Origin of the sequence: Pseudomonas cannabina (genome assembly GCF_900100365.1) — a bacterium.
Classification (GTDB): Bacteria; Pseudomonadota; Gammaproteobacteria; order Pseudomonadales; family Pseudomonadaceae; genus Aquipseudomonas; species Aquipseudomonas cannabina.
Genome location: NZ_FNKU01000001.1, coordinates 3,328,388 through 3,353,941, shown reverse-complemented (window position 1 = coordinate 3,353,941; position 25,554 = coordinate 3,328,388). Strand labels below are relative to the sequence as shown.

Below are 25,554 nucleotides of genomic sequence, written 5' to 3'. Positions count from 1 at the left end.
GCAGGGCTCCTCAGGCGAACAGGCGGTCGGTGTTGATGAAACCGCGCTCGTTTTCCGGGCGCGAGGTGCGGCAGTGCTCGGCAACGCTGGCATCGGCCTTCATCCAGCTGAGTTTGAGCGGCTGCGGCGCGTACTCCGGGTTGGGGTCCATCGGGTGTTGCAGCGCGGTCAGCACCACCAGCGTGTCCATCGGCGCATACAGCTCGATGTAATCACCGGCTTTCGAGTTGTTCGCGGCGAAATGCAGCGCGCCGGTGTCGTCGACATCGACGCGGCTGAACAGGTTGAGGGTCATCAGCAGGTCCGACAGCCCGAGCCCCCATTTGCCCAGCTCGACCAGCAGGTTGTCGACGCCGTTGCGGAAAAAGCCGTTGCGCAGCTCCTGATAGCGGCCCTGGCCGTATTTTTCAGCGACTTCCTGAGCGTTGAGCACACCGCCAATGCTGTCGCTCCAGCCGCAGGTGTCGGTGACGATGGCGGCCAGCACGCGGCCCATGTCCGAGTACAGGCAATGGCCGTTGCTCAACTTGGCGGTGTGCTGGCATTTGAGGCTGTCGGGCAGGTTCAGGCGCTCGGTTTTTTCGTGTGCGTTGAGCAGCGTCAGGCTGACGTTGGCGTTGCCGTGCAGGTCGGTCAGGCGCAGCAGTTCGCCGCGCTTGAGGATGAACGAACGATGGCCGCCGCCGGGCAGCAGTTCTTCGGCGAAAACCGGGTACAGCGTGGTCGAGTCAGTCATTGAACGGGCTCCTCTGAAACGGTAAGCAGCGAATCGATGGCGGCGCGTTCGGCGCGGCGTTCGCTGTTGAGGGGGATGTCGTAAGTGATGCGCGCGCCATATGCACCGGGTTCGTGCGGGTCGTGGCGCACTTTGCCGAACACCAGCAGGCGGGTGCCGAGGTTGAAGCCTTCGGACAGGTCATGGGTGACCATGAACACGGTCAGTTTCGTCTCGCGCCACAGCTCCAGCAGCAAGTGGTGCATGTCCTTGCGAATGCCGGGGTCGAGCGCACCGAACGGCTCGTCCAGCAGCAGAACGCGGGGTTTCATTATCAGCGCTTGAGCAATCGCCAGCCGTTGTTGCATGCCGCCGGATAGCTGCGTCGGGTACTTGTCCAGCGCGTGGCTCAGGCCGACTTTGTCCAGCAATTGCGCGGCTTGCTCGCGGGCCTCGCGTTTGGCCTGGCCGAACAGGCGACCGAGCAACGGCGAGCGGGGCAACTCCAGGCCCAGCGCGACGTTGTCCAGCACCGACAGATGCGGAAACACCGAATAGCGCTGGAAGACCACGCCACGGCTGGCGTCCGGTTCATTGCACAAGGCTTCACCGTCCAGCGTGATCAGGCCGCGGCTCGGGGTTTCCTGGCCCAGCAGCAGGCGCAGAAATGTCGATTTGCCGCAGCCCGATGCGCCGACCAGTGTGCAGAACTCGCCTTCTGCCACGTCCAGATTCAGGCCCTCGAGCACCACTTGATCGTCGTATCGTTGCCAGACATTACGCACACAGATAAAGCTCATGCGCGGGCTCCTTCGTACCAAGGGAACGCGCGTCGGGTCAGGGCTTTGAGGCCCCAGTCCATCAACCAGGCGAGCAGAGTGATCCACACTACATACGGCAGAATCACATCCATCGCCAGATAACGCCGCACCAGAAAGATCCGGTAGCCCAGACCGTCAGTTGAGGCGATGGCCTCGGCTGCGATCAGGAACAGCCACGCCGAACCGAGCACCAGCCGCAGGGCAATCAATAAACGCGGTAACAGTTGCGGCAGGATCACCCGCAGGATCAGCGTCCAGGTGGTGGCCCCCAGCGTCTGCGCCTTGATCAGCAGTTCGACCGGAATTTCCCGGGCGCGCTGTTCCAGATCACGGGCCAGAATCGGCGTGATGCCGATCACGATCAGCATCACTTTCGACAGCTCGCCCAGGCCGAAGACGATGAACAGAATCGGCAGGATCGCCAGCGGCGGCACCATCGACAGCACCGTCAGCAACGGCGACAACGGTGCGCTGAACAGCGGCAGAATGCCCGCTGCAATACCCAGACACAGGCCCAGCAATGCGCTGATGCCAAGACCGATCGCCAGGCGCTTGAGGCTCGACGCGGAGTCTTGCCACAGCAGGTAGTCGCCGGTTCGGGCGTCGGCAGTGAACGCCACGCGTTTGACCGCATCGGCCATCTGCATTGCGCTGGGCAGCAGTTTGTCGGTGGGGTTTTCCGCAAGCCGGGTGGCCGAGCCCATGAAATAGGAGAGCAGCAACAGGGCGAACGGCAGGATCACCAGAATCAGGCGACCGGCGCGATCCGGATGGCGGTTTATCAAGCGCATGGCAATGACCTTTCTACTGAGCGTGATTTACAGCTTGCCGTCGGCGGCCATCTGCACGTAGCTGGGGTCAAAGTGCAGCTTGAGGTTGGCCTTGTCGCCGAGAACCACGCCGTTGGCGAACGACATCCCGACCGCGTTCGCGTCGCGAGCGCCTTCGCCGAGCAAACCGTGGGCGAACGAGAAGTCAGCCACCTTGCGCTGGGTCTCGGGCAGCTGTTTGCTGGTGGCGAACTCGAGCGCTTCCTTTGGAGTGGCAAATAGCTTGGTGGTGTCGAGCTGCGCCTGGAAACCGGCCAGATCAGTGCCCGATGCCTTGGCCATGTGTTCCAGCGCGGCTTTGCTCTGGGCATTTTTGGCGTTCATCAGTGCAACCACTTCAAACCACGCGCCGGTCAGGGCTTTACCCAGGGCCGGGTTGTCTTTGAGGGTCTGGCTGTTGACGACCATCATGTCCATGATCTCGCCGGGGATCTGGCTGGAATTGAACACCTCGGTCACGCCGGGCTTGGCCTTGATGTCCGACAGCATCGGGTTCCAGGTGGTGACCGCCTGCACGTCATCCGTATTGAAGGCAGCCGAGATATCGGCATCCGAGGTGTTGACGACTTTCAGGTCTTTTTCGCTGAGCTTGACGCTGTCCAGCGCGCGGGCCAGCAGGTAATGGGACACCGACAGCTCGACCAGATTGACGTCCATGCCCTTGAGATCAGCGACTTTCTTGCCTTCGCCCTTGAGCACAACGCCGTCGTTGCCATTGGAGAAGTCACTGACGATCAGCGCTGTGCTTTCCACGCCGCCTGCGGCCGGAATGGTGAGGGCGTCCATGTTGGTCATGGTGCAGCCATCGAACTGGCCGGCAGTGTACTGATTAATGGATTCGACGTAGTCATTGAGCTGAGTGACATCGATCTTGATGCCGTACTTTTTCGCCCACTTGTCGACAATGCCCTGGCTACCGGCGTATTCCCACGGCATCCAGCCTGCGTAGATGGTCCAGCAGACGTTGAAGTGATCTTTCTGGGCGGCAGTCGCCGAGAGGCTCAACGCAGCAAGCAGGCCTGCGGTGAGCAGGCCGAAAAGACGAGACTTTTGCATGTTGAGAAATCTCCAGTAGTGAAAAAAGGCGGCCAGGAGCAACGTGACACCACTGGTGTCCCTGTCTCCCGGGCTTTTGTCCCGCCGTGTAACCTCTACTGGAGGTCGCCAACTCTCGGACCAGCCACTTGCCTGTCGGCAAGCCGGAACCCTAGTCGGCTATTGCAAATTGTGGTGCCGCGAACCTGTGTTGACTCCTGCACGCCAGTCATTAAGCGAGAGTTGTGCCAACTCGCCAGAAGTGACGGTTTACCGGGGCGCTGCTGACGTCGAGCTGGCGGTGAATGCGCAATTGCCTTGTACTGGTGCGGCCTTGCACCGCGATGAGGCGTCTGTGCATTTATCGAGGTGAAATGTTTTGTAGCATGTTTGTATAAAACTGAAACAGTCCCGCGGTGCGCGGTTTTCGGGCCGCTCGGCGCCATATCGCCATTATGGACGGGTCCCGGTCAGGGGCGTGTTCAGGGCACTAGAAGGGCATTTCACTGTCATAACCCTTGTTCGCCAACCGCTTTGGCGGACGCCGACCAGCGTCGCTGGTTTGTGCCCAATCGCGGTCCAGGAGGCCGCCATGTATCGAAGACCCTTGCTTGTCACGTTGCTGACCCTTTTCCTTGCTGGTTGCTACGGAGGCCCCGGTTATTACGAATCCGATGTGTACACACAGCCGACGACGGTCGTCAGTGGTGGCACTTATGCGTATGACAACGGCTATAACGCCACTTATTACCAAGAGCGGCGCATCTACGTAGCGCCCCAGCCGCGCTATTACAGCCAACCCCGTTATTACGTTCCGGCCCCGCGTTACTACGCGCCGCCGCCGGTTCCGCACTACTACCAGCCAGGACGTCCGCCGGGCTACGGCTGGAGGAATGATGGCTTTCGTGGCAATGGCGGTTTCGGGCGTAACGACGGTTTCCGCGGAGACCGTGGCAATCGCGGCTGGGACGACCATGGCGGTCGAAGCGGGCGCGATGGCCGGGATCATGGACGAGGCGGGCGTGGCGATGGTCGTGGTGGCCATCGATAGCTGAAACTCATGTCAGACTGACGCTCACTGTCGTGCCGATGCTCCGCGTCGGCACGCCTTTCTGGACGCTCTGCGTTCTGTCTTGAGTGTGCAAGCGCAACCGCCATTGACTTTGCCGCCGGGCTTTCCTAGTGTCTGCGCATTGTTTTTACCGGATGTAACCATGACTAGCGAAGACCGCATCAAGCTTGAGCCCAGCTGGAAAGAAGCCCTGCGTGACGAGTTCGAACAGCCCTACATGGCTCAGCTGCGTGAGTTTCTGCGTCAGGAGCATGCGACCGGCAAGGAGATCTATCCGCCGGGACCACTGATCTTCAACGCGCTGAATTCCACGCCGCTGGATAACGTGAAAGTGGTAATCCTCGGTCAGGACCCGTACCACGGCCCGAATCAGGCCCACGGTTTGTGCTTCTCGGTGCAGCCCGGCGTGCCGACGCCACCGTCACTGGTCAACATCTATAAAGAGCTGAAGCGTGACCTGAACATCGACATTCCCAATCACGGTTGCCTGCAATCCTGGGCCGACCAAGGCGTGCTGCTGCTCAACACCACCCTGACTGTCGAGCGCGCCAACGCTGCCTCGCATGCGGGCAAAGGCTGGCAGCACTTTACCGACCGGATCATTCGGGTGGTCAGCGAGCATCAGCCGCATCTGGTGTTTCTGTTATGGGGCGCTCATGCGCAGAGCAAACAGAAGTTGGTCGATGCGACCAAGCATCTGGTGCTGACGTCCGTCCATCCATCGCCGCTGTCGGCTTATAAAGGCTTTTTGGGCAACGGTCATTTCGGGCGGGCCAACAAGTACCTTGAGCAAAACGGCATCGAACCGATCGATTGGCGACTGCCGAATCTGTGAACGACGCATTCAGTCAGTGAACCGCTTGTTCCAGAGGCGGTACAGCGGCTCGGCGAGAAACAGTACGAACAGTAGACGCATGACCTGCATGGCCGTGACCAGCGGCACTGACAGTTGCAGCACCTCGGCGGTCAGGCTCATCTCGGCAATGCCGCCGGGCATCATGCCCAGCGTCAACGAACGCAAATCCAGCTGGGTGAGGGCGCTGAGGCCCAGCGCTGCGAGTGCCGCGATCAGCATCGTCAATGCAGTGCCCAGCAGGGTGCGCGCCAGAAACGACGGCGCGCGGCGGAAGAACGCCCGATTGAAGTGACAGCCCAGCCCGCTGCCGATCAGCAACTGACCGAGCTGGCTGGCGCCGTTGGGCAAACTGATTCGCAGATCCCAGACCACACTCACCACCGCGCTCAGCAACAACGGGCCGAACAACCATGGGTTGGGCTGCTTGAGACGTTGCCATATCCAGGCCAGTGCGGCACCGACCGGCAGCAGCAACGCCAGCCAGCGCCAGTCCACCATCGTGGCGTGCAGCGTGGGTGCGCCATCCCCCAGCAAGTATTTGAAAATCGCGGGCACACAGAGCACCACGACCAGCACTCGAAGACTTTGCGCGGCAGCCACGCTGCTGAGCGCCGCACCATTGCGGGCACCGAGGTTGACCATCTCTCCCGAACCGCCCGGCATGCTGGAGAAAAACGCCGTTGGCCGGTCCTCGCCAGTACGCAGCATCAGCCAGACGCCGATCAGGCACGACAGGCTGGTGACCAGCGCACCGATAAAAATCAAGCCGAAATGCGCCAGCACCTGTTCGATGACCACCGGGGTGAAGTGCAGGCCGATGCCGGTCCCGATGATCAACTGACCGCATTTGCGGCCGCCGGGAATCTGCGCCAGTTGCCAGGGCGTCAGGCAGCGCACGAGGATGATCGCCAGCAACGAGCCAACCATCCACGGCAGCGGCCAGCCGACCTGACTGGCGAGGTAGCCGCCCGGCAGGCCGACCAGCGGTGTCGCCCACCAGTGGCGCAGAGCAGGCTCAGCCATGAATCGTGGTGGCGCGCTGTTTCGCGCGTTTACGCCAGATCCGCAGCAGCGGGAACAGCAGCATGAACACCGTCACCACCCAGACTCCGAGCGTGATCGGGCTGGACCAGAGAATCCCCAGTTCGCCGTTGGAGATCGACAGGGCGCGGCGCAGGTTTTGCTCCATCAGGCCGCCGAGGATGAACCCGAGCAGGATCGGCGACAGCGGGAAGTCCAGCTTGCGCAGGATGTAACCGAAAATGCCGATGCCGACCATCAGGAACAAGTCGAACGTGGTCGCATGCACCGCGTACACACCAATCCCGGTGATGATCGCGATCACCGGCACCAGCGCCCAGTTCGGCACGGTAAGGATGCGGGTAAAGATGCGGATCATCGGAATGTTGAGGATCACCAGCATGATATTGGCGATGAACAACGACGCGATCAGGCCCCAGACGATGTCCGGTTGTTGCTGAAAGAGCATCGGCCCTGGTGTGATGTTGTACAGCGACAGCGCGCCGATCATCACGGCCGTGGTGCCCGAGCCGGGAACGCCCAGGGTCAGCATCGGCACCAGAGCGCCGCAGGCCGTGGCGCCGATGGCGGTTTCCGGTGCGGCCAGACCGCGCATGTCACCCTGACCGAAGTTGCCGCTTGCCCCGGCGATGCGTTTCTCGGTCATGTAGGCGACCGCACTGGCCAGCGTCGCCCCCGCACCCGGCAGCACACCGAGGATGAAGCCCAGCAGCCCGCAGCGCACATTCACAGCGAATACCGAAGCGGCCTCCTTGACGTTGAATATCATGCGCCCGGTGGCTTTGACCGCTTCCTGGCCGCGATGGGTTTTCTCCAGCAATAACAGAATTTCGCTGATCGAGAACAGCCCCAGAACCAGGACCACAAACTGAATGCCATCGGTCAGGTGAATGTTATCGCCAGTAAAGCGATACACGCCGCTGTTGGCATCGATGCCAACAGCAGACAGAAACAGGCCGATCAACGCAGCGATAAACGTTTTCAGCGGCCTGTCGCCCGCCATGCCGCCCAGACAGACAATCGCGAACACCATCAGCACGAAGTATTCCGCCGGGCCGAAGGCAATCGCCCACTTGGCGAGCAACGGCGCGAACAGCACCATGCCGCAGGTTGCGATGAACGCACCGATGAACGAACTCCACGCGGACAGCGACAACGCGACGCCGGCCAGGCCCTGACGCGCCATCGGGTAACCGTCCAGCGTGGTCATGACGGTCGAGGCTTCACCCGGAATGTTAAGCAGAATCGAGCTGATACGGCCGCCGTATTCGCAACCCAGGTACACGGCCGCGAGCAGAATCAGTGCCGATTCGGGCGGCAGCCCCAGTGCAAAGGCAATCGGGATCAACAGCGCCACGCCGTTGATCGGTCCAAGCCCCGGCAGCAGGCCGACGACGGTGCCAATCAGCGTGCCGGACAGCGCAGTGATCAGGTTGTAGGGAGTGAGGGCGACGCCGAAGCCCTGGCCCAGATAGCCGAACGTATCCATATCAGTTCTCCAGAACGCTGAGCAGGCCCAAAGGCAGCGGGACATCCATGGCCTTGTCGAACAGCAGGTACAGGCCGACGCTCGTCAGAATCACCACCACGATGCTGGGCAGCCAGCGTCCGCCATAGAGGCGCGCCATGGGGATGCCGATCAGGATGCTGCTGAGAATGAAGCCCAGCGGTTCGAACAGTCCGGCAAAGATCAGCAGCAGGCCGATGCACACGCCGATCTTGATCAGGGTTTGACGGTCCAGCGCGGGCTCTTCTTCAGTGTGGACGATGGCCGTAGGACGAATCAGCATGTACAGCAGGCCAACGCCCATCAGCCCGAGAATCAGCAGCGGGAAGGCGCGGGGGCCGACCGGTTCGTAGGAAAAAGTTGCCTGATAAGGCCAGGCCATAAGGGCCAGGCCTGCGCAGGCCATTAACAGAATGGCCGCGAAAATGCGTTGTATGACCATGAGAAGCTCCTGCGTCGCGCCCGTCTGGCGGGCGCAACCGAAAGTCAGTCAATTGCGTTGAATTACTGAATCAGGCCGAATTCCTTGGCCAGCATTTTGTAGTCGGCCACCTGTTTCTTGACGTAGGTGTCCAGTTCCGGACCTGTCATGGCAAACGGGAACAGCTCGCGCTGATCACGCAATTTGGCAAAATCTTCCGAAGCCAGAATCTTGTCGAACGCCGCTTTCCACCAGTTGTAGTCTTCGTCGCTGACCTTCGGCCCCAGATAGAAGCCGCGCACGACAGGCCAGACGATGTCGTAGCCCTGTTCCTTGGCGGTCGGGATGCCTTTCATTTCCGGCTCGTCGATGCGCTTCTCGGCGAAAACGGCAAGCATGCGCATGTCACCGCTCAAGATGTGTGGCATCGAGTCGGAAATGTCGGTGCTGCCCACCTGAATGTGGCCGCCCAGCAACGCCGTGGCGATCTCGCCGCCACCTTCAAGCGCGACATAGCGCAAGTCGCGAGGGTTAATGCCTGCGGCTTTGGCGATCAGTGCGGTTTGCATCCAGTCCTGGCTGCCGACCGTGCCGCCGGAGCCGATCACGACTTTGCTCGGATCGGCCTTCAGGGCTTTGACCAGATCGTCGAGGTTGTTGTACGGCGAATCGCTTTTCACGGCGATGGCACCGTAGCTGGTGCCGACGGCGGCGAGCCAGCGAACGGCGTTCTCGTCAAAACGGCCGAATTTGCCTTGTGCCAGATTGAGCAGCGAGCCGCTGGACCACGCAACCAGCGTGCCTGCATCAGCCGGGCGCTGAGCGACCACCGCGTTGTAGGCCACTGCGCCGACACCACCGGGCATATACGTCACGCGCATCGGCGTGGACAGAATCTTTTCGTTGATGAGCGCGCTCTGGATCAGTTTGCAGGTCAGGTCGAAGCCGCCGCCGGGCGATGCCGGTGCAATGCACTCCGGGCGCCGAGGGTCTGCAAACAGTTGGCTGGCAAGCAACAGACAGCCAGCAGTGGCCGCTAGCTGACGCAGGGAAATTTTCATGTTCAGTCTCCAGATTTGTTGTTTTTAGCTGAGAGAGTTTTGTGGGGTCAGGAAGCTGCCGGGCAATCGCTTTGGTCGCGCGCACAACGAAACGCTGTTCGCTGACAACAGGCTGTCATCGGTGCAGAGGTGGGCACTGCCGGATTGAAGCGTGACGGGTTGAAGAGCGTGGAGCAGGGGCGCTGAGCTATCCACGAGGGACAGACAGCCGGGGGAGGCGCAGGCCTGGAAGGGCGTAGACATGGGGGTGACTCCATTTACCGATTTATTGTTTTTATTTTCAGACGCATCCGGGTGTCTGTGTTTACGTGCCCGTTTTAGCGGGTCGTTAAGCGATGCTAAATCATCAACCTTTCGCAAACCTTTCAGCGGCCTGTCAGGTGACCGATGAAGCTTCAAGTCGTTTCTGTCCTTCACAGGCAGCGGCCTGCCTGTAAACTCCTCCGCCACAAGCCCCGGATAACAACAGTGTCAATCAGGAGACGGCGATGCGTGTTCTTCTTGTGGAAGATCATCTGCAATTGGCTGAAAGTGTTGCGCAGGCGCTCAAGAGCGCGGGTTTGACCGTAGACGTGTTGCATGATGGCGTGGCCGCCGACCTGGCCTTGAGCAGTGAGGAATATGCCGTCGCGATTCTTGATGTCGGGCTGCCGCGCATGGACGGCTTCGAGGTGCTGGCGCGTTTGCGGGCGCGCAGCAAGAACCTGCCGGTGCTGATGCTGACCGCGCGCAGTGACGTCAAGGATCGCGTTCACGGCCTCAATCTGGGGGCGGATGATTACCTGGCCAAGCCTTTCGAACTGTCGGAACTGGAAGCCAGGGTCAAGGCCTTGCTGCGGCGCAGCGTACTGGGCGGCGAGCGGCAGCAGTGCTGCGGCGTGCTGACGTATGATCTGGACACACGGCGTTTCACGCTCGGCGAAGAACTGTTGACGTTGACCTCGCGCGAGCAGGCGGTGCTGGAGGCCCTGATCGCCCGGCCCGGCAGGGTGATGAGCAAGGAGCAACTGGCGGCACAGGTCTTCGGGCTTGATGAAGAAGCCAGCCCCGATGCCATCGAAATCTATATTCACCGCCTGCGCAAGAAGCTCGACGGGCATGCCGTGGCCATCGTGACCTTTCGGGGTCTGGGGTATCTGCTTGAAAGCCGCGATGATTAACGACAGCCTGCGCTGGCGGTTGCTATGGAATCTGGCATTGCTGCTGGTGGTGTTGATGCTGGCCAGCGGCATGAGTGCTTACTGGAATGGCCGGGAAGTGGCCGATACGGCCTACGACCGTACGCTGCTGGCATCGGCGCGAACCATCGCGGCCGGCCTGACTCAGCGTGACGGCACCTTGAGCGCCGACATTCCCTACGTGGCGCTGGACACTTTCGCTTACGACAGCGAAGGACGCATTTATTATCAGGTCAATGACATCCACCAGAAGCTGATCTCCGGCTACGAAAACCTGCCTTCTCCGCCGCCGGGTACTCTGCGCACCGACGATTACCCGGCGCTGGCCAAGTTTTATAACGGCACCTATCAGGGCCAGGACGTTCGGGTGGTCAGCCTGCTCAAGCCGGTGACGGACCCTGGCATGAACGGGGTTGCGGAAATTCGCGTGGCGGAAACTCAGGAAGCGCGCAAAGGCATGGCGCGCAGCCTGATGGCCGACACCTTGCTGCGCCTGGGCATGCTCGGCGGTGGCGCATTGCTGCTGGTCTGGTTCACGGTCAGCGCAGCGTTGCGTCCGCTGGAGCGACTGCGCACGTCGGTCGAAGAGCGTCAGCCGGACGATCTTCGCGCCTTGCCGATGGTCGAGGTGCAGCATGAGCTGCGCCCATTGGTCGGCGCGCTGAACCACTTCACTGAACGGCTGCGCATGCAGTTCGAGCGGCAGGCGCAGTTCATCGCCGATGCGGCCCATGAATTGCGCACGCCCCTGACAGCCCTCAAGGCACGGGTCGAGCTCGGATTGCGTGAGCGTGAACCGCACCGCTGGCGCGAAACGCTGGAAGCGGCAGCGCTGGGCACAGATCGCCTCACGCATCTGGCCAATCAGTTGCTGTCGCTGGCGCGGATCGAAAACGGTGCGCGGGCGATTGCCGAAGGTGGCGCGCAGCAACTGGACCTCAGTCAACTGGCCAGAGAGCTGGGCATGGCCATGGCGCCGCTGGCCCATTCACGCGGCGTCGCGTTGGCGCTGGAGGCTGACGAACCGGTCTGGCTGCGTGGCGAGCCGACTTTGTTGAACGAATTGCTGAGCAATCTGATCGACAACGCGCTGGCGCACACGCCGCCAGGCGGCAATGTGGTGCTGCGGGTATACGCGCCCGCTGTGCTGGAGGTCGAGGATGACGGTGCGGGCATTCCGCAAGACGAGCGCGAACGGGTTTTCGAACGCTTCTATCGCAGCAGTCAGCGGGGCAGTGGCGCAGGGCTCGGTCTGGCTATCGTGGGCGAGATCTGCCGGGCGCATCTGGCCAGAATTACGCTGCATGATGGCGCCGAGCGAGGTCTCAAGGTGCGGGTCAGTTTCACGACGATGTCTTGATCCTGATCGGGCTAGTAGAGCATGCTCTTGGCTTCTTCCATCTGCGCCGCCAGCGTGCCGTCGGCTTCGCTCAGCCTTAGCTGATGGAATGCAGGCAGATCGGTCATCTCGATCTCACTGAACGGGTGGTCGGTGTTCTTGTGGATGTGCACCGTGGCAATCTGCACCAGGTCGGTGTAATCAGGGTTTTTTGATACGCGGGCAAAGTCCTGGAACTGGCCCGGCACGCAAGCCAGTGGCTCGGGGAAGTCCCATGAACGCAGCAGGCGCTCACCGATGACCGAGTGAATGCTGTCAATCACATGGTTGAGGCTGATCGGGTCCGCCAGCAATTCGAAATGATCTTCGGCATAGGTCAGGATCGGCAAAATGCCGATCAGATGAATCAGCCCGGCAAGCGTCGCCTGATCTGGCTTGAGGTGGGTGTAGCGCTGACAAAGCGTGTAGCTGATCCCGGCGACCTGAAGGCTCTGTTTCCAGATTTCACGCATCTTCTGTTCGATGACTTCCGACTTGGCGTGAAACATTTGCTCGACCACCAGGCCGATGGCCAGGTTGCAGGTGTAATTGACGCCCAGGCGACGAATCGCTGTGTTGACGTCGCTGACTTCAAAATTCGGGCGCAACAAGGGGCTGTTCGCCACTTTGATCAGGCGTGCGGAGAGGGCGGTATCGCTACCAATGACCTTGCTCAAGTCCGCGATACTGATTTCAGTGTCTTCGGCGGCAAGGCGAATTCTCAATGCTACTTCCGGCAGGGTCGGCAGAAACAGGGCATCTCTATCGATAGCCTTGATCAGGTTTCTCTGCACCTCGTCAGCCATCTTGCTCATGTGCATCTCGCAGCCGTTAAGAGTGTCCAGAGTTTTCCGCGCGCCCAAAGCAGCGCCAGCGTGCTGCTGGATCGCTCTAGAGACATTAGGAACGTGAATGTGTTCGCCAGGCCTAGCGCAGAGTTTCGAGTTTACTGTCCAGCGTGTAGGGCAGTTCACTCATGTGCAGCGCCGGGCCTTGCGGCGAACCGAGGTGTATCTGTCCACTTTCGGCCGCATCACCCTGAAGCACGGCGAGCAATTCGATGCCTTGGTCAGACTGCGCGGCCAGCACCACGTTGCCTACGGCACTGGCGTGTACAGGCGAAAACAACGCTGTGCCGGGTTGTGGAATTTCCTGAGCCTGCAAGGTCAGGCGATAAAGCCGACGCTTGAGTTTGCCCAGGTACTGCATGCGCGCGACAATTTCCTGGCCGGTGTAGCAGCCCTTTTTAAAGCTGACACCGCCGACCGCCTGCAGATTGATCATCTGCGGGATGAATTCTTCACGCGTGCTGCCGAATACCTGGCCGATACCGGCACGTATCTGGCCCAGCAACCAGTCGTTCAGCGAGCCTTCTGCCAGTCGGGCTGCCAGATGCGATCGGGTGCTGTCCGCCTGCCCGGCGGGTACCCAGAGTTCGGCGCGGGCCGGCGAAACGCGAATGGCGATCAGCGCGTCGGTCCTCGCCACCGCCCCGGTTTCCTGCTGCAGATCCAGGCCAAGGCTGGCAAGCGCGTCGTCGCCTTCCTGTAAACCAAAGCGCACCCAGGCAGCGCTTTCGTCGGTGAGTTTCGATTTGGAGAACACGGCGTACTTGCGCAGGTCCAGCAATTGCGGCTCGATCAGTTCGCTGGCCATCGCCAGCAGGCAGCCATCGCCTTCGAAAACTATACGAAAACTCGACTGCATGCGGCCTTTCTGCGTGCAGCGTGCGCCCAGGCTGGACTGGCTCTCACTCAGATAATTGAGGTTGCATGTCAATTGACCTTGTAGGAATTTGCCGGCATCCACGCCGCGAACGGCGAGAACGCCCTCATGGGATAGCGTGCAGAAAAAAGCTGTGTGGGCCATGGTCATCGCAGATTGGGGAAAAAGTCCGGGGGCACATCATAGTGCATAGTGCCCAGTCGACGATATGAATACGGTTACATGAAAACTGCTGCGACCATTGTGCGGTTCGCTCCGTCGGCTCACGGCTGTATACTCGCCGCCTACTTTGAGGAGCGCTCCATGGTCGAAGACGTTGAACTCAACCGCCTTTACTGGCACAGCCGCCGCGGCATGCTTGAACTGGACGTGCTGTTGGTGCCGTTTGTCCGTGAGGTCTACCCGCATTTGAATGACGTGGACCGCGATCTGTATCGTCGTCTGCTGACCTGTGAGGATCAGGACATGTTCGGCTGGTTCATGCAGCGTGCCGAATCCGAAGACCCTGAGCTGCAACGCATGGTTCGCATGATTCTGGACCGTGTCCAGCCCAAGTGACCGTTTCGAGTGCCACTGGCAGGCGTCGCGTCTGCTGCTGGCCGCTTATCTGGTCGCTCAGCTGCTGGCGTTGATTGCGTTGTGCCAGCTGGATATCAGCCCATGGGCGACACTGGTCGGATCCGCCTCTTGCCTGGCGCACGCCGTCTGGGTGCTGCCCCGGTCGATCCTGCTTAATCATCCTGCGGCGTACCGCGCGCTGAAACGTGATCGCCAGGGGTGGCAGCTCTGGAGTGAGCGGGGCGGCTGGCAACCTGTCTGCCTCAGGCCTGATAGCCTCGCCTTGCCGTGGGTCGTGATGATGCGTTTTCGCCTGATCGACGGCGACGGCAGGCCCTCGGGGTTCACCAGCAGTTGCTGTATACCTCGCGATGCGCTGACGCCGGACATGCATCGACGCCTGCGCGTGCGTCTGAAATTCAGCCGGCGTAATTGGGTGGCAGCAGAATAGTGTCGAGCGCCTCGGGCAGCATGTCGGGATAATCCAGCGTGTAATGCAGGCCACGGCTTTCCTTGCGCTGCATGGCTGACTCAATCATCAGTTCGGCGACCTGCGCCAGGTTGCGCAGCTCGATCAGGTCGCGGCTGACCTTGTAGTTGCTGTAAAACTCGTCGATTTCGTCCAGCAACAGACGCACCCGATGCCGGGCGCGCTGCAAGCGCTTGTTGGTGCGCACGATGCCTACGTAGTCCCACATGAAGCGCCGCAACTCGTCCCAGTTGTGGGCGATGATTACGTCTTCATCCGAATCGGTGACCTGACTGGCATCCCAGGCTGGCAGGTCTGTGGGCATGGACACTTCATCCAGTTGCTGCTCGATGTCTGCGGCTGCCGAGCGCGCGTAGACAAAGCACTCCAGCAGCGAATTGCTGGCCATGCGGTTTGCGCCGTGTAGGCCTGTGAAGCTGGTTTCTCCGATGGCATACAGGCCGGGCACATCGGTATGGCCGTGACTGTCGACCATCACGCCGCCGCAGGTGTAGTGCGCGGCGGGCACCACTGGAATGGGCTGGCGGGTAATGTCGATGGAGAACTCGAGGCAGCGTTCATAGACGGTGGGGAAGTGTGTCTTGATGAATGCTTCGGGTTTGTGGCTGATGTCCAGAAAAACGCAGTCGATGCCCAAGCGCTTCATCTCGTGGTCGATCGCCCGCGCTACGATATCGCGCGGGGCCAATTCTGCCCGTTCGTCGAATCGCGGCATGAAACGCTCGCCGTTGGGTAGCTTGAGATAGGCACCTTCGCCGCGCAGCGCTTCGGTGATCAGAAAGCTCTTGGCCTGCGGGTGATAGAGGCAGGTGGGGTGGAACTGGTTGAACTCCAGATTCGCCACCCGGCAGCCCGAGCGCCAAGCCATTGCGATGCCGTCACCGCACGCGCCGTCCGGGTTGCTGGTGTACAGATAGACTTTTGCAGCGCCGCCCGAGGCCAGAATCGTGAAGCGCGCACCGTAGGTGTCGACTTCGCCGCTGCTGAGATTGAGCACATACGCGCCCAGGCAGCGCTGGCCGTCAAGCCCGAGACGGCGCTCGGTGATCAGGTCGATGGCGGCGCGCTGCTCCAGCAGCTCGATGTTCGGTCGCTTGCTGGCTTGCTCGAGCAAGGTTCGGAATATCGCCGCGCCGGTGGCGTCGGCGGCGTGAATGATGCGTCGATGGCTGTGACCGCCTTCGCGGGTCAGGTGAAACTCAAAGCCGCTTTCGTCCGTGTCCCCGTGGTCGCCACGGGTAAACGGCACGCCCTGATCGATCAACCACTGAATGGCCTCGCGGCTGTGCTCCACGGTAAAGCGCACGGCGTCTTCATGGCAAAGGCCGCCGCCGGCGTTCAGTGTGTCTTCGACATGAGACTGCACGGTGTCGCTGTCATCGAGGACCGCCGCCACGCCGCCTTGCGCCCAGAATGTCGAACCGTTGGCCAGATCGCCCTTGCTCAGCACGGCAATCCGCAGATGCCCGGGAAGCGTCAGGGCCAGACTCAGTCCGGCAGCGCCGCTGCCGATTACCAGTACGTCGTGCTGAAAATGTTGACTCATCTGCGCATTCTGTCCTTGGCGGCCACTAGTATAAGTATGGGGGTAACGGCACAATAGCCGCGCCTACATGGCAATGTGAGACCACGGCGGGCAGGGATTGTGCTCCAGTCCCTGATGTCATGCCTATTTGTTTTACCGGGTTCTTCACTGGAAATGCTTCAATTCAGTGATTTCCTGGCGATATATGCAGTCTGGGGTCCACGCCTGACATTGTGTCAATGGAACTTTTTACCGGGTTCCAGGCTCAATAGCAGGTTGCCTACACAGGAACAGCGTCGTTTTTTGCAGTGTTAGATAAGTGATCATCAACTGCGAATTCGACGACAAGACTATTCGCGCAGCCGACCCTGTCGAGCTGCGTTTTTCGTGCAGGCGTCAAGATGGTCTGCAGGAAACTTGCTGGAAGGGGGAGAACTTTTGCGAAAAGCCCGAGTCTATGTTTGCAAGCCTGAACACTGTCAGTTGCAACGCTCCTTCAAGCTTAACGAGGAGTGTTCATGCTAACCCAGGAAGAGGATCAGCAGCTTGTCGAGCGCGTACAGCGCGGTGATACGCGAGCGTTTGATCTGTTGGTGCTGAAATATCAGCACAAAATTCTAGGGTTGATCGTGCGATTCGTGCACGACACCCATGAGGCTCAGGATGTTGCACAGGAAGCGTTTATAAAAGCTTATCGTGCACTCGGAAATTTTCGCGGCGACAGTGCTTTTTATACTTGGCTGTACCGCATCGCCATTAATACGGCGAAGAACTATCTGGTGTCGAGAGGTCGTCGGCCACCTGATAGCGATGTAAGGTCTGAAGACGCGGAGTTCTACGACGGCGATCACGACCTCAAGGACATCGAGTCGCCGGAACGTGCATTGTTGAGGGATGAGATCGAGGGCACCGTCCATCGGACCATCCAGCTTCTCCCGGAAGATTTACGTACGGCACTAACTTTACGTGAATTCGATGGTCTGAGTTATGAAGACATTGCGAGCGTCATGCAGTGTCCTGTTGGTACCGTGCGCTCTCGCATCTTTCGCGCTCGGGAAGCCATCGATAAAGCCCTGCAGCCGTTGTTGCAGGAATCCTGAGACAGCGGCGATAGCCCAAGAGAGGACCCGCCATGAGTCGTGAAGCCCTGCAGGAATCGCTGTCCGCGGTACTGGATAACGAAGCGGACGAACTGGAATTACGTCGGGTATTGAATGCCATTGACGATGCCGATACTCGCGCCACATGGGCGCGTTATCAAGTTGCCCGTGCAGCGATGCACAAAGAGTTACTGATGCCTCATCTGGATATTTCGGCTGCTGTATCTGCCGCCATTGCCGATGAAGTCAGCCCGCTCAAGGCAGCGCGTGGTCCTTGGCGTACGCTCGGTCGTCTGGCCGTTGCAGCGTCGGTTACCGTAGCCGTTCTGGCCGGTGTCCGCCTGTACAACCAGGATGAAATAGCCGGCGCGCAGCTAGCACAGCAGACCCAACAGCCTGCCAGCCTGACCGTGCCGCAAGTAAAAGGCCCGGCTGTACTTGCCGGCTACACTGAAAGCGCCGAGCAGGCACCAGGCCCGATGGCTAACGGTGTGTTGCAGGGTGCAGGTGAAGGCGATCAGCGTCTGCCTGGTTACCTGCGTCAACACGCTCAGGAAGCAGCGTTGAAAGGCACTGAAAGCGCGTTGCCGTATGCCCGTGCTGCCAGCCTGGAAAACCGTTAAGGAGGATCATGCGAGCCGTCCCTCTACTGCCGTTACTGCTTAGTGGATGGCTTGCCCTCCCGGTACAGGCTGACGACGCGCAGGACGCTATCAATCGTCTTGCCAAAGTCGATCAGTCGCAGAGTTATCAAGGCGCATTTGTTTACGAGCGTAATGGTAGTTTTTCTACCCACCGAATCTGGCACCGCATCGCGGATGGAAAGGTCCAAGAGCGTTTATTGCAACTTGATGGGTCTGCTCAGGAAGTGTTGCGCGTTGGCGGACTTACCCAGTGCGTCAGCGGTACGCTTGAAGCGGGTGTAGCCAATCCGGCTGTTTCCACCGCCCGTGCATTCGATGTCAAAAGACTTTCTGCCTGGTACGACATGAAAATTGTCGGCAAATCCAGAGTGGCTGGCCGCCCAACGACCATTGTCGCGCTGGCGCCCAAGGATCAGCATCGTTACGGCCTCGAACTTCATCTGGATAATGAAGCCGGACTGTTGCTCAAATCACTGTTATTAAGTGAGCGGGGTCAATTGCTCGAGCGTTTCCAGTTTACCGATCTTGATACATCCAGCCTATTGTCCGAGCAAACGCTCAAGGCAAGTGATGAGTGCAAGCCGGTGCCTGTCGTGAAAACCAAGCCTGAAGTTGCTATCAGCCCGGTGGCATGGCGCTCGGACTGGTTGCCTCCCGGTTTTGAGCTCAGCAGCAGTGGCGTCCGCAAGGACCCCGCCACGCAGTCCTCTGTCACCCGTTTGATGTACGGCGATGGTCTGGCGCGTTTTTCGGTGTTTATCGAATCCGTGAAAGGGGCGTCTTCGTCAGATATCCGCACTCAATTGGGGCCGACCGCGGCGGTTTCGCGTCGTCTCACTACGCCTCAGGGTGACATGATGGTGACGGTCGTCGGAGAAGTGCCCATGGGTACGGCCGAGCGTATTGCGTTATCCATGCGCAATGATGAAACTCCGGTAAAGCAATAAACATCTGAAGCGACGAATGCCCGGGATGTAAAAATTTTCATCTTGGGCTCGATGAGCCGCCTGACCGCAGTCAACCTGGCCTTGGGCGAGATACTGAAATGTTTGGTGAGGTTTTCACGTTGCAAAAATCCTCTATTTTTTCTATAGGTCACAGCCTCGCAGCTCTGGCCTTTGTCGTTTGTGGGCCCTATATCTGACTCTGGAGTGAGCATCGTGGCTCAGGGTCTTTGAGTCAGCTGCTCTGTACTGCTTAATTTTGCTCGTTACGAACGGGAGCCGTATGTCGATACCACGTATGAAGTCTTATTTTTCATTGATCGCCGCCGTGCTGATGCTCGGACAGGTCGCTGCGGCTCAGGCCGAGAACCTGCCCGACTTTACCGGGCTGGTCGAGCAGGCCTCGCCCGCAGTGGTGAACATCAGTACCCGTCAGAAATTGCCGGATCGCGCTGTCGCCAACCAACAGATGCCGGATATGGAAGGCTTGCCGCCCATGCTCCGCGAGTTTCTCGAGCGCAGTATGCCGCCGGGTTCGCGGGCGCCAGGCAAAGGTGATCGCCAGCGCGAAGCGCAGTCGCTGGGTTCGGGGTTCATTATTTCGTCGGACGGTTACGTTCTGACCAACAACCATGTGATCGATGGCGCCGACGAGATTCTCGTGCGCCTGTCCGATCGCAGTGAATTGAAAGCCAAGCTGGTCGGTACTGATCCGCGCACTGACGTGGCCGTGCTGAAAATCGAGGGCAAAGACCTGCCAACCGCCAAGCTGGGCAATTCCAACACGCTCAAAGTGGGTGAGTGGGTGTTGGCCATCGGTTCGCCTTTCGGCTTTGATCATTCGGTGACTAAAGGCATCGTCAGTGCCAAGGGCCGCAGTCTGCCGAATGACACTTACGTGCCGTTCATCCAGACCGACGTGGCGATCAACCCGGGTAACTCGGGCGGCCCGTTGTTCAACATGGCGGGCGAGGTGGTTGGGATCAACTCGCAGATCTTCACCCGTTCCGGCGGCTTCATGGGCCTGTCGTTCGCAATCCCGATTGACGTCGCTATGGACGTTGCCAACCAGCTCAAGGCCAATGGCAAAGTCAGCCGCGGCTGGCTGGGTGTGGTCATTCAGGAAGTGAACAAGGACCTGGCCGAATCGTTCGGGCTGGACAAACCTGCCGGTGCGCTGGTTGCCCAGGTTCTGGAAGATGGCCCGGCGGCCAAGGGTGGTTTGCAGGTCGGTGACGTGATTCTCAGCGCCAACGGCCAGCCAATCATTATGTCGGCTGACCTGCCGCACTTGATCGGTAACCTCAAGGACGGCAGCAAAGCCGAACTCGAAGTAATTCGTGACGGCAAGCGTCAGAAACTGACCGTGACTGTCGGCGCATTGCCGGATGAAGGTCAGGAGATGGGCGACATTTCAGGTTCCGGTGCCGAGCGCAGCAGCAATCGTCTGGGCGTATCGGTGATCGAGCTGACCGCCGAGCAGAAAAAGACTCTGGACATCAAAGGTGGCGTGGCCATCAAAGAAGTCTCCGGTGGTCCGGCAGCGCTGATCGGCCTGCAACCGGGTGATGTGATCACTCACCTGAACAATCAGGCGATCATCTCCGGCAAGCAGTTCACCGAAGTTGCGAAAAGCCTGCCCAAGGATCGTTCCGTCTCGATGCGTGTTTTGCGCCAGGGCCGTGCGACCTTCATTACCTTCAAGCTGTCCGAGTAACGGGCTGATTTGGCCGGGAAGGGTGGCTGCGGCCACCCTTTTTTGTGGCTGACTGTTTGCCCGGCACCGATCCGGATGCCTGTAAGCGTGACGCCTCTTGCTTAGTTCAGGTACAATTCCCGGCTATTTTTCGGCGGGCAATCTGCCTGCAACCTTTTTGAGTGTTGATCCGTGAGTGATTTGAGTCATATCCGCAATTTCTCCATCATCGCCCACATTGACCATGGCAAGTCGACGCTGGCCGATCGCTTCATTCAAATGTGCGGCGGCCTGTCCGAGCGCGAAATGGAAGCGCAGGTGCTCGACTCCATGGACCTCGAGCGCGAGCGCGGGATCACCATCAAGGCCCATAGCGTTACCCTGTATTACAAGGCCAAAGACGGTATCACCTACCAACTGAACTTCATTGACACCCCGGGGCACGTCGACTTCACCTATGAAGTCAGCCGTTCCCTGGCTGCGTGCGAAGGTGCGTTGCTGGTGGTCGATGCCGGTCAGGGCGTTGAGGCCCAGTCGGTTGCCAACTGCTACACCGCCATCGAGCAGGGCCTGGAGGTCATGCCGGTTCTGAACAAGATGGATTTGCCGCAGGCCGATCCGGACCGCGTCAAGGAAGAGATCGAGAAGATCATCGGCATCGATGCCACTGACGCCGTCGCGTGCAGCGCCAAGAGCGGCATGGGTGTCGACGAAGTCCTCGAGCGTCTGGTAGCGACCATCCCGCCACCGACCGGCGACATCGAAGCGCCGTTGCAGGCGCTGATCATCGACTCATGGTTCGACAATTACCTGGGCGTTGTGTCGCTGGTGCGTGTACGCCATGGCCGCGTGCGCAAGGGCGACAAGATCCTCGTCAAGTCCACCGGCAAGATGCACCTGGTCGACAGCGTGGGTGTGTTCAATCCCAAGCACATAGCCACCGTTGATCTGAAAGCCGGTGAAGTGGGCTTCATCATTGCCGGCATCAAGGACATTCACGGTGCGCCGGTGGGTGACACCCTGACCCTGAGCACCACCCCTGACGTAGACGTGCTGCCGGGTTTCAAGCGCATTCAGCCGCAAGTCTATGCCGGTCTGTTTCCGGTCAGTTCGGACGACTTCGAAGACTTCCGCGAAGCCCTGCAAAAGCTGACGCTGAACGACTCCTCGCTGCAGTATTTGCCGGAAAGCTCCGACGCACTGGGCTTCGGTTTCCGTTGTGGTTTCCTCGGCATGCTGCACATGGAGATCATCCAGGAGCGCCTGGAGCGTGAGTACAACCTCGACCTGATCACCACCGCGCCAACCGTAATCTTTGAATTGCTGTTGAAGACCGGCGAGACCATCTACGTCGACAACCCATCCAAGCTGCCTGACCTGTCGGCCATCGAAGACATGCGCGAACCCATTGTTCGGGCAAATATTCTTGTGCCGCAGGAGCACCTGGGCAACGTCATTACCCTGTGCATCGAAAAGCGTGGCGTTCAGCACGACATGCTGTTCCTCGGCACCCAGGTACAGGTGAGCTACGATTTGCCGATGAATGAAGTGGTCCTCGACTTCTTCGACCGTCTCAAGTCTGTCAGCCGCGGTTATGCTTCGCTGGACTATCATTTCGATCGTTACCAGTCAGCCAACCTGGTCAAGCTCGACGTGTTGATCAACGCCGAGAAGGTCGATGCCCTGGCACTGATCGTTCACCGCGACAACGCCCACTACAAAGGGCGTGCGTTGACCGAGAAGATGAAAGAGCTGATTCCTCGGCAGATGTTCGACGTGGCAATTCAGGCGGCCATCGGCGGTCAGATTGTGGCGCGGACAACCGTCAAGGCGCTTAGAAAGAACGTATTGGCCAAATGCTACGGCGGTGACGTCAGCCGCAAGCGTAAATTGCTGGAGAAGCAAAAGGCCGGTAAGAAACGCATGAAGCAGGTCGGCAACGTGGAAATTCCACAGGAAGCCTTCCTTGCAGTGCTCAGGTTGGAATAGTCAGGTCCTATGTCACTAAATTTCCCGCTGTTGTTGGTCATCGCTGTGTTCGTCTGTGGCGTGCTTGCACTGATCGACCTGATTGTCCTGGCGCCTCGTCGCCGGGCGGCCATTTCGAATTATCAGGGCAGCGTCGGTGAACCTGACATTGCTGTCGTCGAGCGATTGAACAAGGAGCCTTTGCTGGTTGAATACGGCAAATCGTTCTTTCCGGTGCTGTTCATCGTGCTGGTGCTTCGTTCGTTTCTGGTCGAGCCGTTCCAGATTCCTTCGGGCTCCATGAAGCCGACGCTGGATGTAGGCGATTTCATTCTGGTCAACAAGTTCGCGTATGGCATCCGCCTGCCGGTCCTGGACCAGAAAGTGATCGAGATCGGTGACCCGCAGCGTGGCGATGTGATGGTGTTCCGCTACCCGAGCGATCCGAGCGTCAATTACATCAAGCGTGTCGTCGGGCTGCCCGGTGATCGCATCCGTTATACCAGCGACAAGCGCCTGTTCATCAATGGCGAGCTGGTTGCCAAGAAGCTGATCGGCACTGAGCCGGGTACGCTGGGCAGCGCGGAGTTGTATGAAGAGCAACTGGGTGCAGTCGAGCATCAGATCCGTCAGGAAATGACCCGTTACCGTGCTCCGCCTGACAGTGAATGGACAGTACCTGCCGCTCACTACTTCATGATGGGTGACAATCGCGACAACTCCAATGACAGCCGTTACTGGGATGACCCTAACATTCCGAAGGACGAGCTGGGCATGGTTCCAGACAAGAACATCGTCGGCAAAGCCTTTGCGGTGTGGATGAGCTGGCCAGAGCCGAAGCTCAGCCACTTCCCCAACTTCGCACGCGTAGGGTTGATCAAGTAATCGATGCGGCGCTGCCTGGGGCAGCGCCGTTTGTCATTTCGGCTGACGGGAAGCGCCTCTGAACGATGAGCCGGCCCGATCGGGCAGGCTGCGCACGTTTGAGGTCGAGCATGAAGTTTTCTACTTCTCAAAAAGGTTTTTCGCTGGTGGGATGGCTGCTGGTTCTGATGTTGGTTGCCTTTGCGACCACCACGGCCTTCAAGCTCGTCCCCCATTACCTCGACTACAGGACGATGACGAACATCATCGAAACAGTCGACACCAACAAGACCCTGGACATCACCACGGTCGACGAATTTTACGGTTATGTCGGTAAGAACATGCAGGTCAACAGCATTCGGGATATAGATTTGAACAAGGCGTTGAAAGTGACGGTGGAGAACAACGCGTTCAAAGCCCATTTGAATTATGAGCAGCGTGAGCCGTGGTTCCAGAACATCGATCTGGTGTTGAAGTTCGACAAGCAATTCAGCGTGGGTAAACCGTGAGCGTATCCCTGAGCCGCCTGGAGCGTCAGCTCGGCTACACCTTCAAGGATCAGGAGCTGATGGTCCTGGCGCTGACCCACCGCAGCTTTGCGGGTCGCAACAATGAGCGTCTGGAATTCCTCGGCGATGCCATACTCAACTTCGTCGCCGGCGAGGCGCTGTTCGAACGCTTTCCGCAGGCCCGCGAAGGTCAGTTGTCACGCTTGCGTGCGCGGTTGGTGAAAGGCGAAACCCTGGCGCTGCTGGCGCGTGGTTTCGATCTGGGCGAATACCTGCGTCTGGGCTCCGGCGAGCTGAAAAGCGGCGGTTTCCGTCGTGAGTCCATTCTGGCTGACGCACTGGAAGCGCTGATCGGTGCGATCTATCTCGATGCCGGCATGGAAGCGGCCCGCGAACGTGTGCTGGCCTGGCTGACCACCGAGTTCGACAGCCTGACGCTGGTGGACACCAACAAGGACCCGAAAACCCGACTGCAGGAATTCCTTCAGTCGCGCGCCTGCGATCTGCCGCGTTACGAAGTGGTGGATATTCAGGGCGAACCGCATTGCCGGACGTTTTTCGTCGAATGCGAGATCAACCTTTTGAATGAAAAGAGCCGAGGACAGGGTGTCAGCCGCCGGATTGCCGAACAGGTAGCCGCAGCAGCCGCACTCATTGCCCTGGGCGTGGAGAACGGTCATGACTGATACAACCGCAACTCGCTGTGGCTATGTTGCCATCGTCGGCCGCCCTAACGTAGGCAAGTCCACGCTGCTCAACCATATTCTGGGTCAGAAGCTGGCGATCACCTCGCGCAAGCCGCAGACCACGCGTCATAACATGCTGGGCATCAAGACCGAGGGCGCCGTGCAGGCGGTCTATGTCGATACCCCCGGCATGCACAAGAATGGCGAAAAAGCGCTCAACCGCTACATGAACAAGACCGCGTCGGCGGCCTTGAAAGACGTCGACGTGGTGATCTTCGTGGTCGACCGTACTCGCTGGACCGACGAAGACCAGATGGTTCTGGAACGCGTGCAGTACGTGCAGGGTCCGGTCATTCTGGCGATCAACAAAACCGACCGCATCGAAGACAAAAGCGATCTGATGCCGCATCTGGAGTGGCTGCAAGGCCAGTTGCCAAATGCCTCTATCGTGCCGATTTCCGCGCAGCACGGGCACAACCTTGAAGCGCTGGAAAGCCTGATCGCGTCCCATCTGCCGGAGAACGAGCACTTCTTCCCGGAAGACCAGATCACCGACCGCAGCAGTCGTTTCCTGGCTGCCGAACTGGTCCGCGAGAAGATCATGCGCCAGTTGGGTGCCGAGCTTCCGTACCAGATCACCGTCGAAATCGAAGAGTTCAAGCAGCAGGGCCGCACGCTGCATATCCACGCGCTGATCCTCGTCGAACGTGATGGTCAGAAGAAGATCATCATTGGCGACAAGGGCGATCGCATCAAGCGCATCGGCAGTGATGCCCGTCGCGACATGGAGCTGCTGTTCGACTCCAAAGTCATGCTCAACCTGTGGGTCAAGGTCAAGGGTGGCTGGTCCGATGATGAGCGTGCGCTGCGCTCGCTGGGTTACGGCGACCTCTAAGCTGTCCTTTCGCCCGACTTCTTTGCGGTCGGGCG

At 59.5% G+C, this 25,554-nt stretch carries 26 protein-coding genes and 1 riboswitch; of the genes, 15 read left to right on the top strand and 11 right to left on the bottom strand.

Going from position 1 to position 25,554, the window contains the following annotated elements; translation table 11 throughout:
* Positions 1-10: 10 nt before the first annotated feature.
* The 4 genes from BLT55_RS15800 to BLT55_RS15785 are packed head-to-tail and all read right to left on the bottom strand — an operon-like array spanning position 11 to position 3,422.
* On the bottom strand, positions 11-736 hold the full coding sequence (locus BLT55_RS15800) for an urea amidolyase associated protein UAAP1 (protein ID WP_055000575.1): 726 nt from the start codon (positions 734-736) through the stop codon (positions 11-13).
* Positions 733-1,515: an ABC transporter ATP-binding protein gene (locus BLT55_RS15795; RefSeq protein ID WP_055000574.1), complete on the bottom strand. Its 783-nt coding sequence runs from the start codon at positions 1,513-1,515 to the stop codon at positions 733-735. The genes BLT55_RS15800 and BLT55_RS15795 overlap by 4 nt, the downstream gene beginning before the upstream one ends.
* Positions 1,512-2,327, bottom strand: coding sequence for an ABC transporter permease (locus BLT55_RS15790; RefSeq protein WP_055000573.1), 816 nt, complete (start codon positions 2,325-2,327; stop codon positions 1,512-1,514). The genes BLT55_RS15795 and BLT55_RS15790 overlap by 4 nt, the downstream gene beginning before the upstream one ends.
* Before the next feature lie 27 nt (positions 2,328-2,354).
* On the bottom strand, positions 2,355-3,422 hold the full coding sequence (locus BLT55_RS15785) for a putative urea ABC transporter substrate-binding protein (RefSeq protein WP_055000572.1): 1,068 nt from the start codon (positions 3,420-3,422) through the stop codon (positions 2,355-2,357).
* Between the two features lie 63 nt (positions 3,423-3,485).
* Positions 3,486-3,588, bottom strand: a riboswitch (guanidine-I (ykkC/yxkD leader).
* Positions 3,589-4,077: 489 nt separating this feature from the next.
* Between BLT55_RS15785 and BLT55_RS15775 the strand changes: the two genes are divergently transcribed.
* Positions 4,078-4,452 carry a hypothetical protein gene (locus BLT55_RS15775; RefSeq protein ID WP_007248810.1) on the top strand — a complete coding sequence of 125 codons (375 nt, stop codon included), beginning with the start codon at positions 4,078-4,080 and terminating at the stop codon, positions 4,450-4,452.
* A gap of 163 nt (positions 4,453-4,615) precedes the next feature.
* Complete coding sequence (gene ung, locus BLT55_RS15770) at positions 4,616-5,308, top strand: uracil-DNA glycosylase (RefSeq protein WP_055000571.1); 693 nt, start codon at positions 4,616-4,618, stop codon at positions 5,306-5,308.
* A gap of 9 nt (positions 5,309-5,317) precedes the next feature.
* On the opposite strand, the gene BLT55_RS15765 is transcribed toward ung, so the two are convergent.
* From BLT55_RS15765 to BLT55_RS15750, 4 genes are all read right to left on the bottom strand, one after another.
* The gene (locus BLT55_RS15765; protein WP_055000570.1) at positions 5,318-6,352 is read right to left on the bottom strand and encodes an AbrB family transcriptional regulator; all 1,035 of its coding nucleotides are present in this window, start codon (positions 6,350-6,352) and stop codon (positions 5,318-5,320) included.
* Positions 6,345-7,859 carry a tripartite tricarboxylate transporter permease gene (locus BLT55_RS15760; RefSeq protein ID WP_055000569.1) on the bottom strand — a complete coding sequence of 505 codons (1,515 nt, stop codon included), beginning with the start codon at positions 7,857-7,859 and terminating at the stop codon, positions 6,345-6,347. The genes BLT55_RS15765 and BLT55_RS15760 overlap by 8 nt, the downstream gene beginning before the upstream one ends.
* A 1-nt stretch (position 7,860) precedes the next feature.
* Positions 7,861-8,319 carry a tripartite tricarboxylate transporter TctB family protein gene (locus BLT55_RS15755; RefSeq protein ID WP_055000568.1) on the bottom strand — a complete coding sequence of 153 codons (459 nt, stop codon included), beginning with the start codon at positions 8,317-8,319 and terminating at the stop codon, positions 7,861-7,863.
* A gap of 62 nt (positions 8,320-8,381) precedes the next feature.
* Positions 8,382-9,365 carry a Bug family tripartite tricarboxylate transporter substrate binding protein gene (locus BLT55_RS15750; protein ID WP_174518622.1) on the bottom strand — a complete coding sequence of 328 codons (984 nt, stop codon included), beginning with the start codon at positions 9,363-9,365 and terminating at the stop codon, positions 8,382-8,384.
* Positions 9,366-9,847: 482 nt separating this feature from the next.
* On the opposite strand from BLT55_RS15750, the gene BLT55_RS15745 reads away from it, so the two are divergent.
* Entirely contained in the window at positions 9,848-10,519 is a 672-nt protein-coding gene (locus tag BLT55_RS15745) for a response regulator (protein ID WP_007248804.1), read from the top strand.
* Positions 10,512-11,897 carry a sensor histidine kinase gene (locus BLT55_RS15740; RefSeq protein ID WP_055000566.1) on the top strand — a complete coding sequence of 462 codons (1,386 nt, stop codon included), beginning with the start codon at positions 10,512-10,514 and terminating at the stop codon, positions 11,895-11,897. The genes BLT55_RS15745 and BLT55_RS15740 overlap by 8 nt, the downstream gene beginning before the upstream one ends.
* Before the next feature lie 11 nt (positions 11,898-11,908).
* Here BLT55_RS15740 and BLT55_RS15735 read toward each other — a convergent pair whose 3' ends face one another.
* Together BLT55_RS15735 and ygfZ are read right to left on the bottom strand one after the other, a co-directional pair.
* Positions 11,909-12,730: an HDOD domain-containing protein gene (locus BLT55_RS15735; protein WP_055000565.1), complete on the bottom strand. Its 822-nt coding sequence runs from the start codon at positions 12,728-12,730 to the stop codon at positions 11,909-11,911.
* 112 nt (positions 12,731-12,842) lie between these two features.
* The gene (gene ygfZ / locus BLT55_RS15730) at positions 12,843-13,784 is read right to left on the bottom strand and encodes a CAF17-like 4Fe-4S cluster assembly/insertion protein YgfZ (protein WP_055000577.1); all 942 of its coding nucleotides are present in this window, start codon (positions 13,782-13,784) and stop codon (positions 12,843-12,845) included.
* A 159-nt stretch (positions 13,785-13,943) separates the two neighbouring features.
* Between ygfZ and BLT55_RS15725 the strand changes: the two genes are divergently transcribed.
* Together BLT55_RS15725 and BLT55_RS15720 are read left to right on the top strand one after the other, a co-directional pair.
* On the top strand, positions 13,944-14,198 hold the full coding sequence (locus tag BLT55_RS15725; RefSeq protein WP_004881759.1) for an FAD assembly factor SdhE: 255 nt from the start codon (positions 13,944-13,946) through the stop codon (positions 14,196-14,198).
* Positions 14,182-14,649 (top strand): protein YgfX, encoded by a 468-nt coding sequence (locus BLT55_RS15720; RefSeq protein ID WP_055000564.1) that lies wholly within the window; start codon positions 14,182-14,184, stop codon positions 14,647-14,649. Before BLT55_RS15725 ends, BLT55_RS15720 begins: the two co-directional genes overlap by 17 nt.
* Here BLT55_RS15720 and nadB read toward each other — a convergent pair.
* Complete coding sequence (nadB, locus tag BLT55_RS15715; protein ID WP_055000563.1) at positions 14,618-16,234, bottom strand: L-aspartate oxidase; 1,617 nt, start codon at positions 16,232-16,234, stop codon at positions 14,618-14,620. The genes BLT55_RS15720 and nadB overlap by 32 nt on opposite strands.
* Before the next feature lie 497 nt (positions 16,235-16,731).
* Here nadB and rpoE point away from each other — a divergent pair, with 497 nt between their 5' ends.
* The 9 genes from rpoE (at position 16,732) to era (ending at position 25,519) form a co-directional block, all read left to right on the top strand.
* The gene (gene rpoE / locus BLT55_RS15710; RefSeq protein ID WP_055000562.1) at positions 16,732-17,313 is read left to right on the top strand and encodes an RNA polymerase sigma factor RpoE/AlgU; all 582 of its coding nucleotides are present in this window, start codon (positions 16,732-16,734) and stop codon (positions 17,311-17,313) included.
* Between the two features lie 32 nt (positions 17,314-17,345).
* Positions 17,346-17,936: an anti sigma-E factor RseA C-terminal domain-containing protein gene (locus tag BLT55_RS15705; RefSeq protein ID WP_055000561.1), complete on the top strand. Its 591-nt coding sequence runs from the start codon at positions 17,346-17,348 to the stop codon at positions 17,934-17,936.
* An 8-nt stretch (positions 17,937-17,944) separates the two neighbouring features.
* Entirely contained in the window at positions 17,945-18,904 is a 960-nt protein-coding gene (locus BLT55_RS15700; RefSeq protein ID WP_055000560.1) for a MucB/RseB C-terminal domain-containing protein, read from the top strand.
* Between the two features lie 295 nt (positions 18,905-19,199).
* Positions 19,200-20,618, top strand: a complete 1,419-nt coding sequence (locus BLT55_RS15695; RefSeq protein ID WP_223862781.1) for a DegQ family serine endoprotease — start codon at positions 19,200-19,202, stop codon at positions 20,616-20,618.
* Between the two features lie 171 nt (positions 20,619-20,789).
* Positions 20,790-22,586, top strand: coding sequence for a translation elongation factor 4 (gene lepA / locus BLT55_RS15690; protein WP_042912503.1), 1,797 nt, complete (start codon positions 20,790-20,792; stop codon positions 22,584-22,586).
* Between the two features lie 9 nt (positions 22,587-22,595).
* Complete coding sequence (gene lepB / locus BLT55_RS15685) at positions 22,596-23,450, top strand: signal peptidase I (RefSeq protein ID WP_007248794.1); 855 nt, start codon at positions 22,596-22,598, stop codon at positions 23,448-23,450.
* A gap of 110 nt (positions 23,451-23,560) precedes the next feature.
* Positions 23,561-23,938: a DUF4845 domain-containing protein gene (locus BLT55_RS15680; protein ID WP_055000559.1), complete on the top strand. Its 378-nt coding sequence runs from the start codon at positions 23,561-23,563 to the stop codon at positions 23,936-23,938.
* Entirely contained in the window at positions 23,935-24,624 is a 690-nt protein-coding gene (gene rnc, locus BLT55_RS15675) for a ribonuclease III (RefSeq protein ID WP_007248792.1), read from the top strand. The genes BLT55_RS15680 and rnc overlap by 4 nt, the downstream gene beginning before the upstream one ends.
* Positions 24,617-25,519, top strand: coding sequence for a GTPase Era (gene era / locus BLT55_RS15670; protein WP_007248791.1), 903 nt, complete (start codon positions 24,617-24,619; stop codon positions 25,517-25,519). The genes rnc and era overlap by 8 nt, the downstream gene beginning before the upstream one ends.
* Positions 25,520-25,554 lie beyond the last annotated feature (35 nt).

Excerpts from the sequence above, each read along its gene's own strand:
- era (WP_007248791.1), top strand. The coding sequence starts at position 24,617 with ATGACTGATACAACCGCAACTCGCTGTGGCTATGTTGCCATCGTCGGC.
- ung (WP_055000571.1), top strand. The coding sequence starts at position 4,616 with ATGACTAGCGAAGACCGCATCAAGCTTGAGCCCAGCTGGAAAGAAGCC.
- BLT55_RS15745 (WP_007248804.1), top strand. The coding sequence starts at position 9,848 with ATGCGTGTTCTTCTTGTGGAAGATCATCTGCAATTGGCTGAAAGTGTT.
- BLT55_RS15800 (WP_055000575.1), bottom strand. The coding sequence starts at position 736 with ATGACTGACTCGACCACGCTGTACCCGGTTTTCGCCGAAGAACTGCTG.
- BLT55_RS15785 (WP_055000572.1), bottom strand. The coding sequence starts at position 3,422 with ATGCAAAAGTCTCGTCTTTTCGGCCTGCTCACCGCAGGCCTGCTTGCT.
- ygfZ (WP_055000577.1), bottom strand. The coding sequence starts at position 13,784 with ATGGCCCACACAGCTTTTTTCTGCACGCTATCCCATGAGGGCGTTCTC.
- rpoE (WP_055000562.1), top strand. The coding sequence starts at position 16,732 with ATGCTAACCCAGGAAGAGGATCAGCAGCTTGTCGAGCGCGTACAGCGC.
- BLT55_RS15700 (WP_055000560.1), top strand. The coding sequence starts at position 17,945 with ATGCGAGCCGTCCCTCTACTGCCGTTACTGCTTAGTGGATGGCTTGCC.
- BLT55_RS15760 (WP_055000569.1), bottom strand. The coding sequence starts at position 7,859 with ATGGATACGTTCGGCTATCTGGGCCAGGGCTTCGGCGTCGCCCTCACT.
- BLT55_RS15790 (WP_055000573.1), bottom strand. The coding sequence starts at position 2,327 with ATGCGCTTGATAAACCGCCATCCGGATCGCGCCGGTCGCCTGATTCTG.
- BLT55_RS15735 (WP_055000565.1), bottom strand. The coding sequence starts at position 12,730 with ATGAGCAAGATGGCTGACGAGGTGCAGAGAAACCTGATCAAGGCTATC.
- BLT55_RS15755 (WP_055000568.1), bottom strand. The coding sequence starts at position 8,319 with ATGGTCATACAACGCATTTTCGCGGCCATTCTGTTAATGGCCTGCGCA.
- BLT55_RS15705 (WP_055000561.1), top strand. The coding sequence starts at position 17,346 with ATGAGTCGTGAAGCCCTGCAGGAATCGCTGTCCGCGGTACTGGATAAC.
- lepB (WP_007248794.1), top strand. The coding sequence starts at position 22,596 with ATGTCACTAAATTTCCCGCTGTTGTTGGTCATCGCTGTGTTCGTCTGT.
- BLT55_RS15740 (WP_055000566.1), top strand. The coding sequence starts at position 10,512 with ATGATTAACGACAGCCTGCGCTGGCGGTTGCTATGGAATCTGGCATTG.
- BLT55_RS15765 (WP_055000570.1), bottom strand. The coding sequence starts at position 6,352 with ATGGCTGAGCCTGCTCTGCGCCACTGGTGGGCGACACCGCTGGTCGGC.
- BLT55_RS15680 (WP_055000559.1), top strand. The coding sequence starts at position 23,561 with ATGAAGTTTTCTACTTCTCAAAAAGGTTTTTCGCTGGTGGGATGGCTG.
- BLT55_RS15695 (WP_223862781.1), top strand. The coding sequence starts at position 19,200 with ATGAAGTCTTATTTTTCATTGATCGCCGCCGTGCTGATGCTCGGACAG.
- BLT55_RS15795 (WP_055000574.1), bottom strand. The coding sequence starts at position 1,515 with ATGAGCTTTATCTGTGTGCGTAATGTCTGGCAACGATACGACGATCAA.
- BLT55_RS15725 (WP_004881759.1), top strand. The coding sequence starts at position 13,944 with ATGGTCGAAGACGTTGAACTCAACCGCCTTTACTGGCACAGCCGCCGC.
- nadB (WP_055000563.1), bottom strand. The coding sequence starts at position 16,234 with ATGAGTCAACATTTTCAGCACGACGTACTGGTAATCGGCAGCGGCGCT.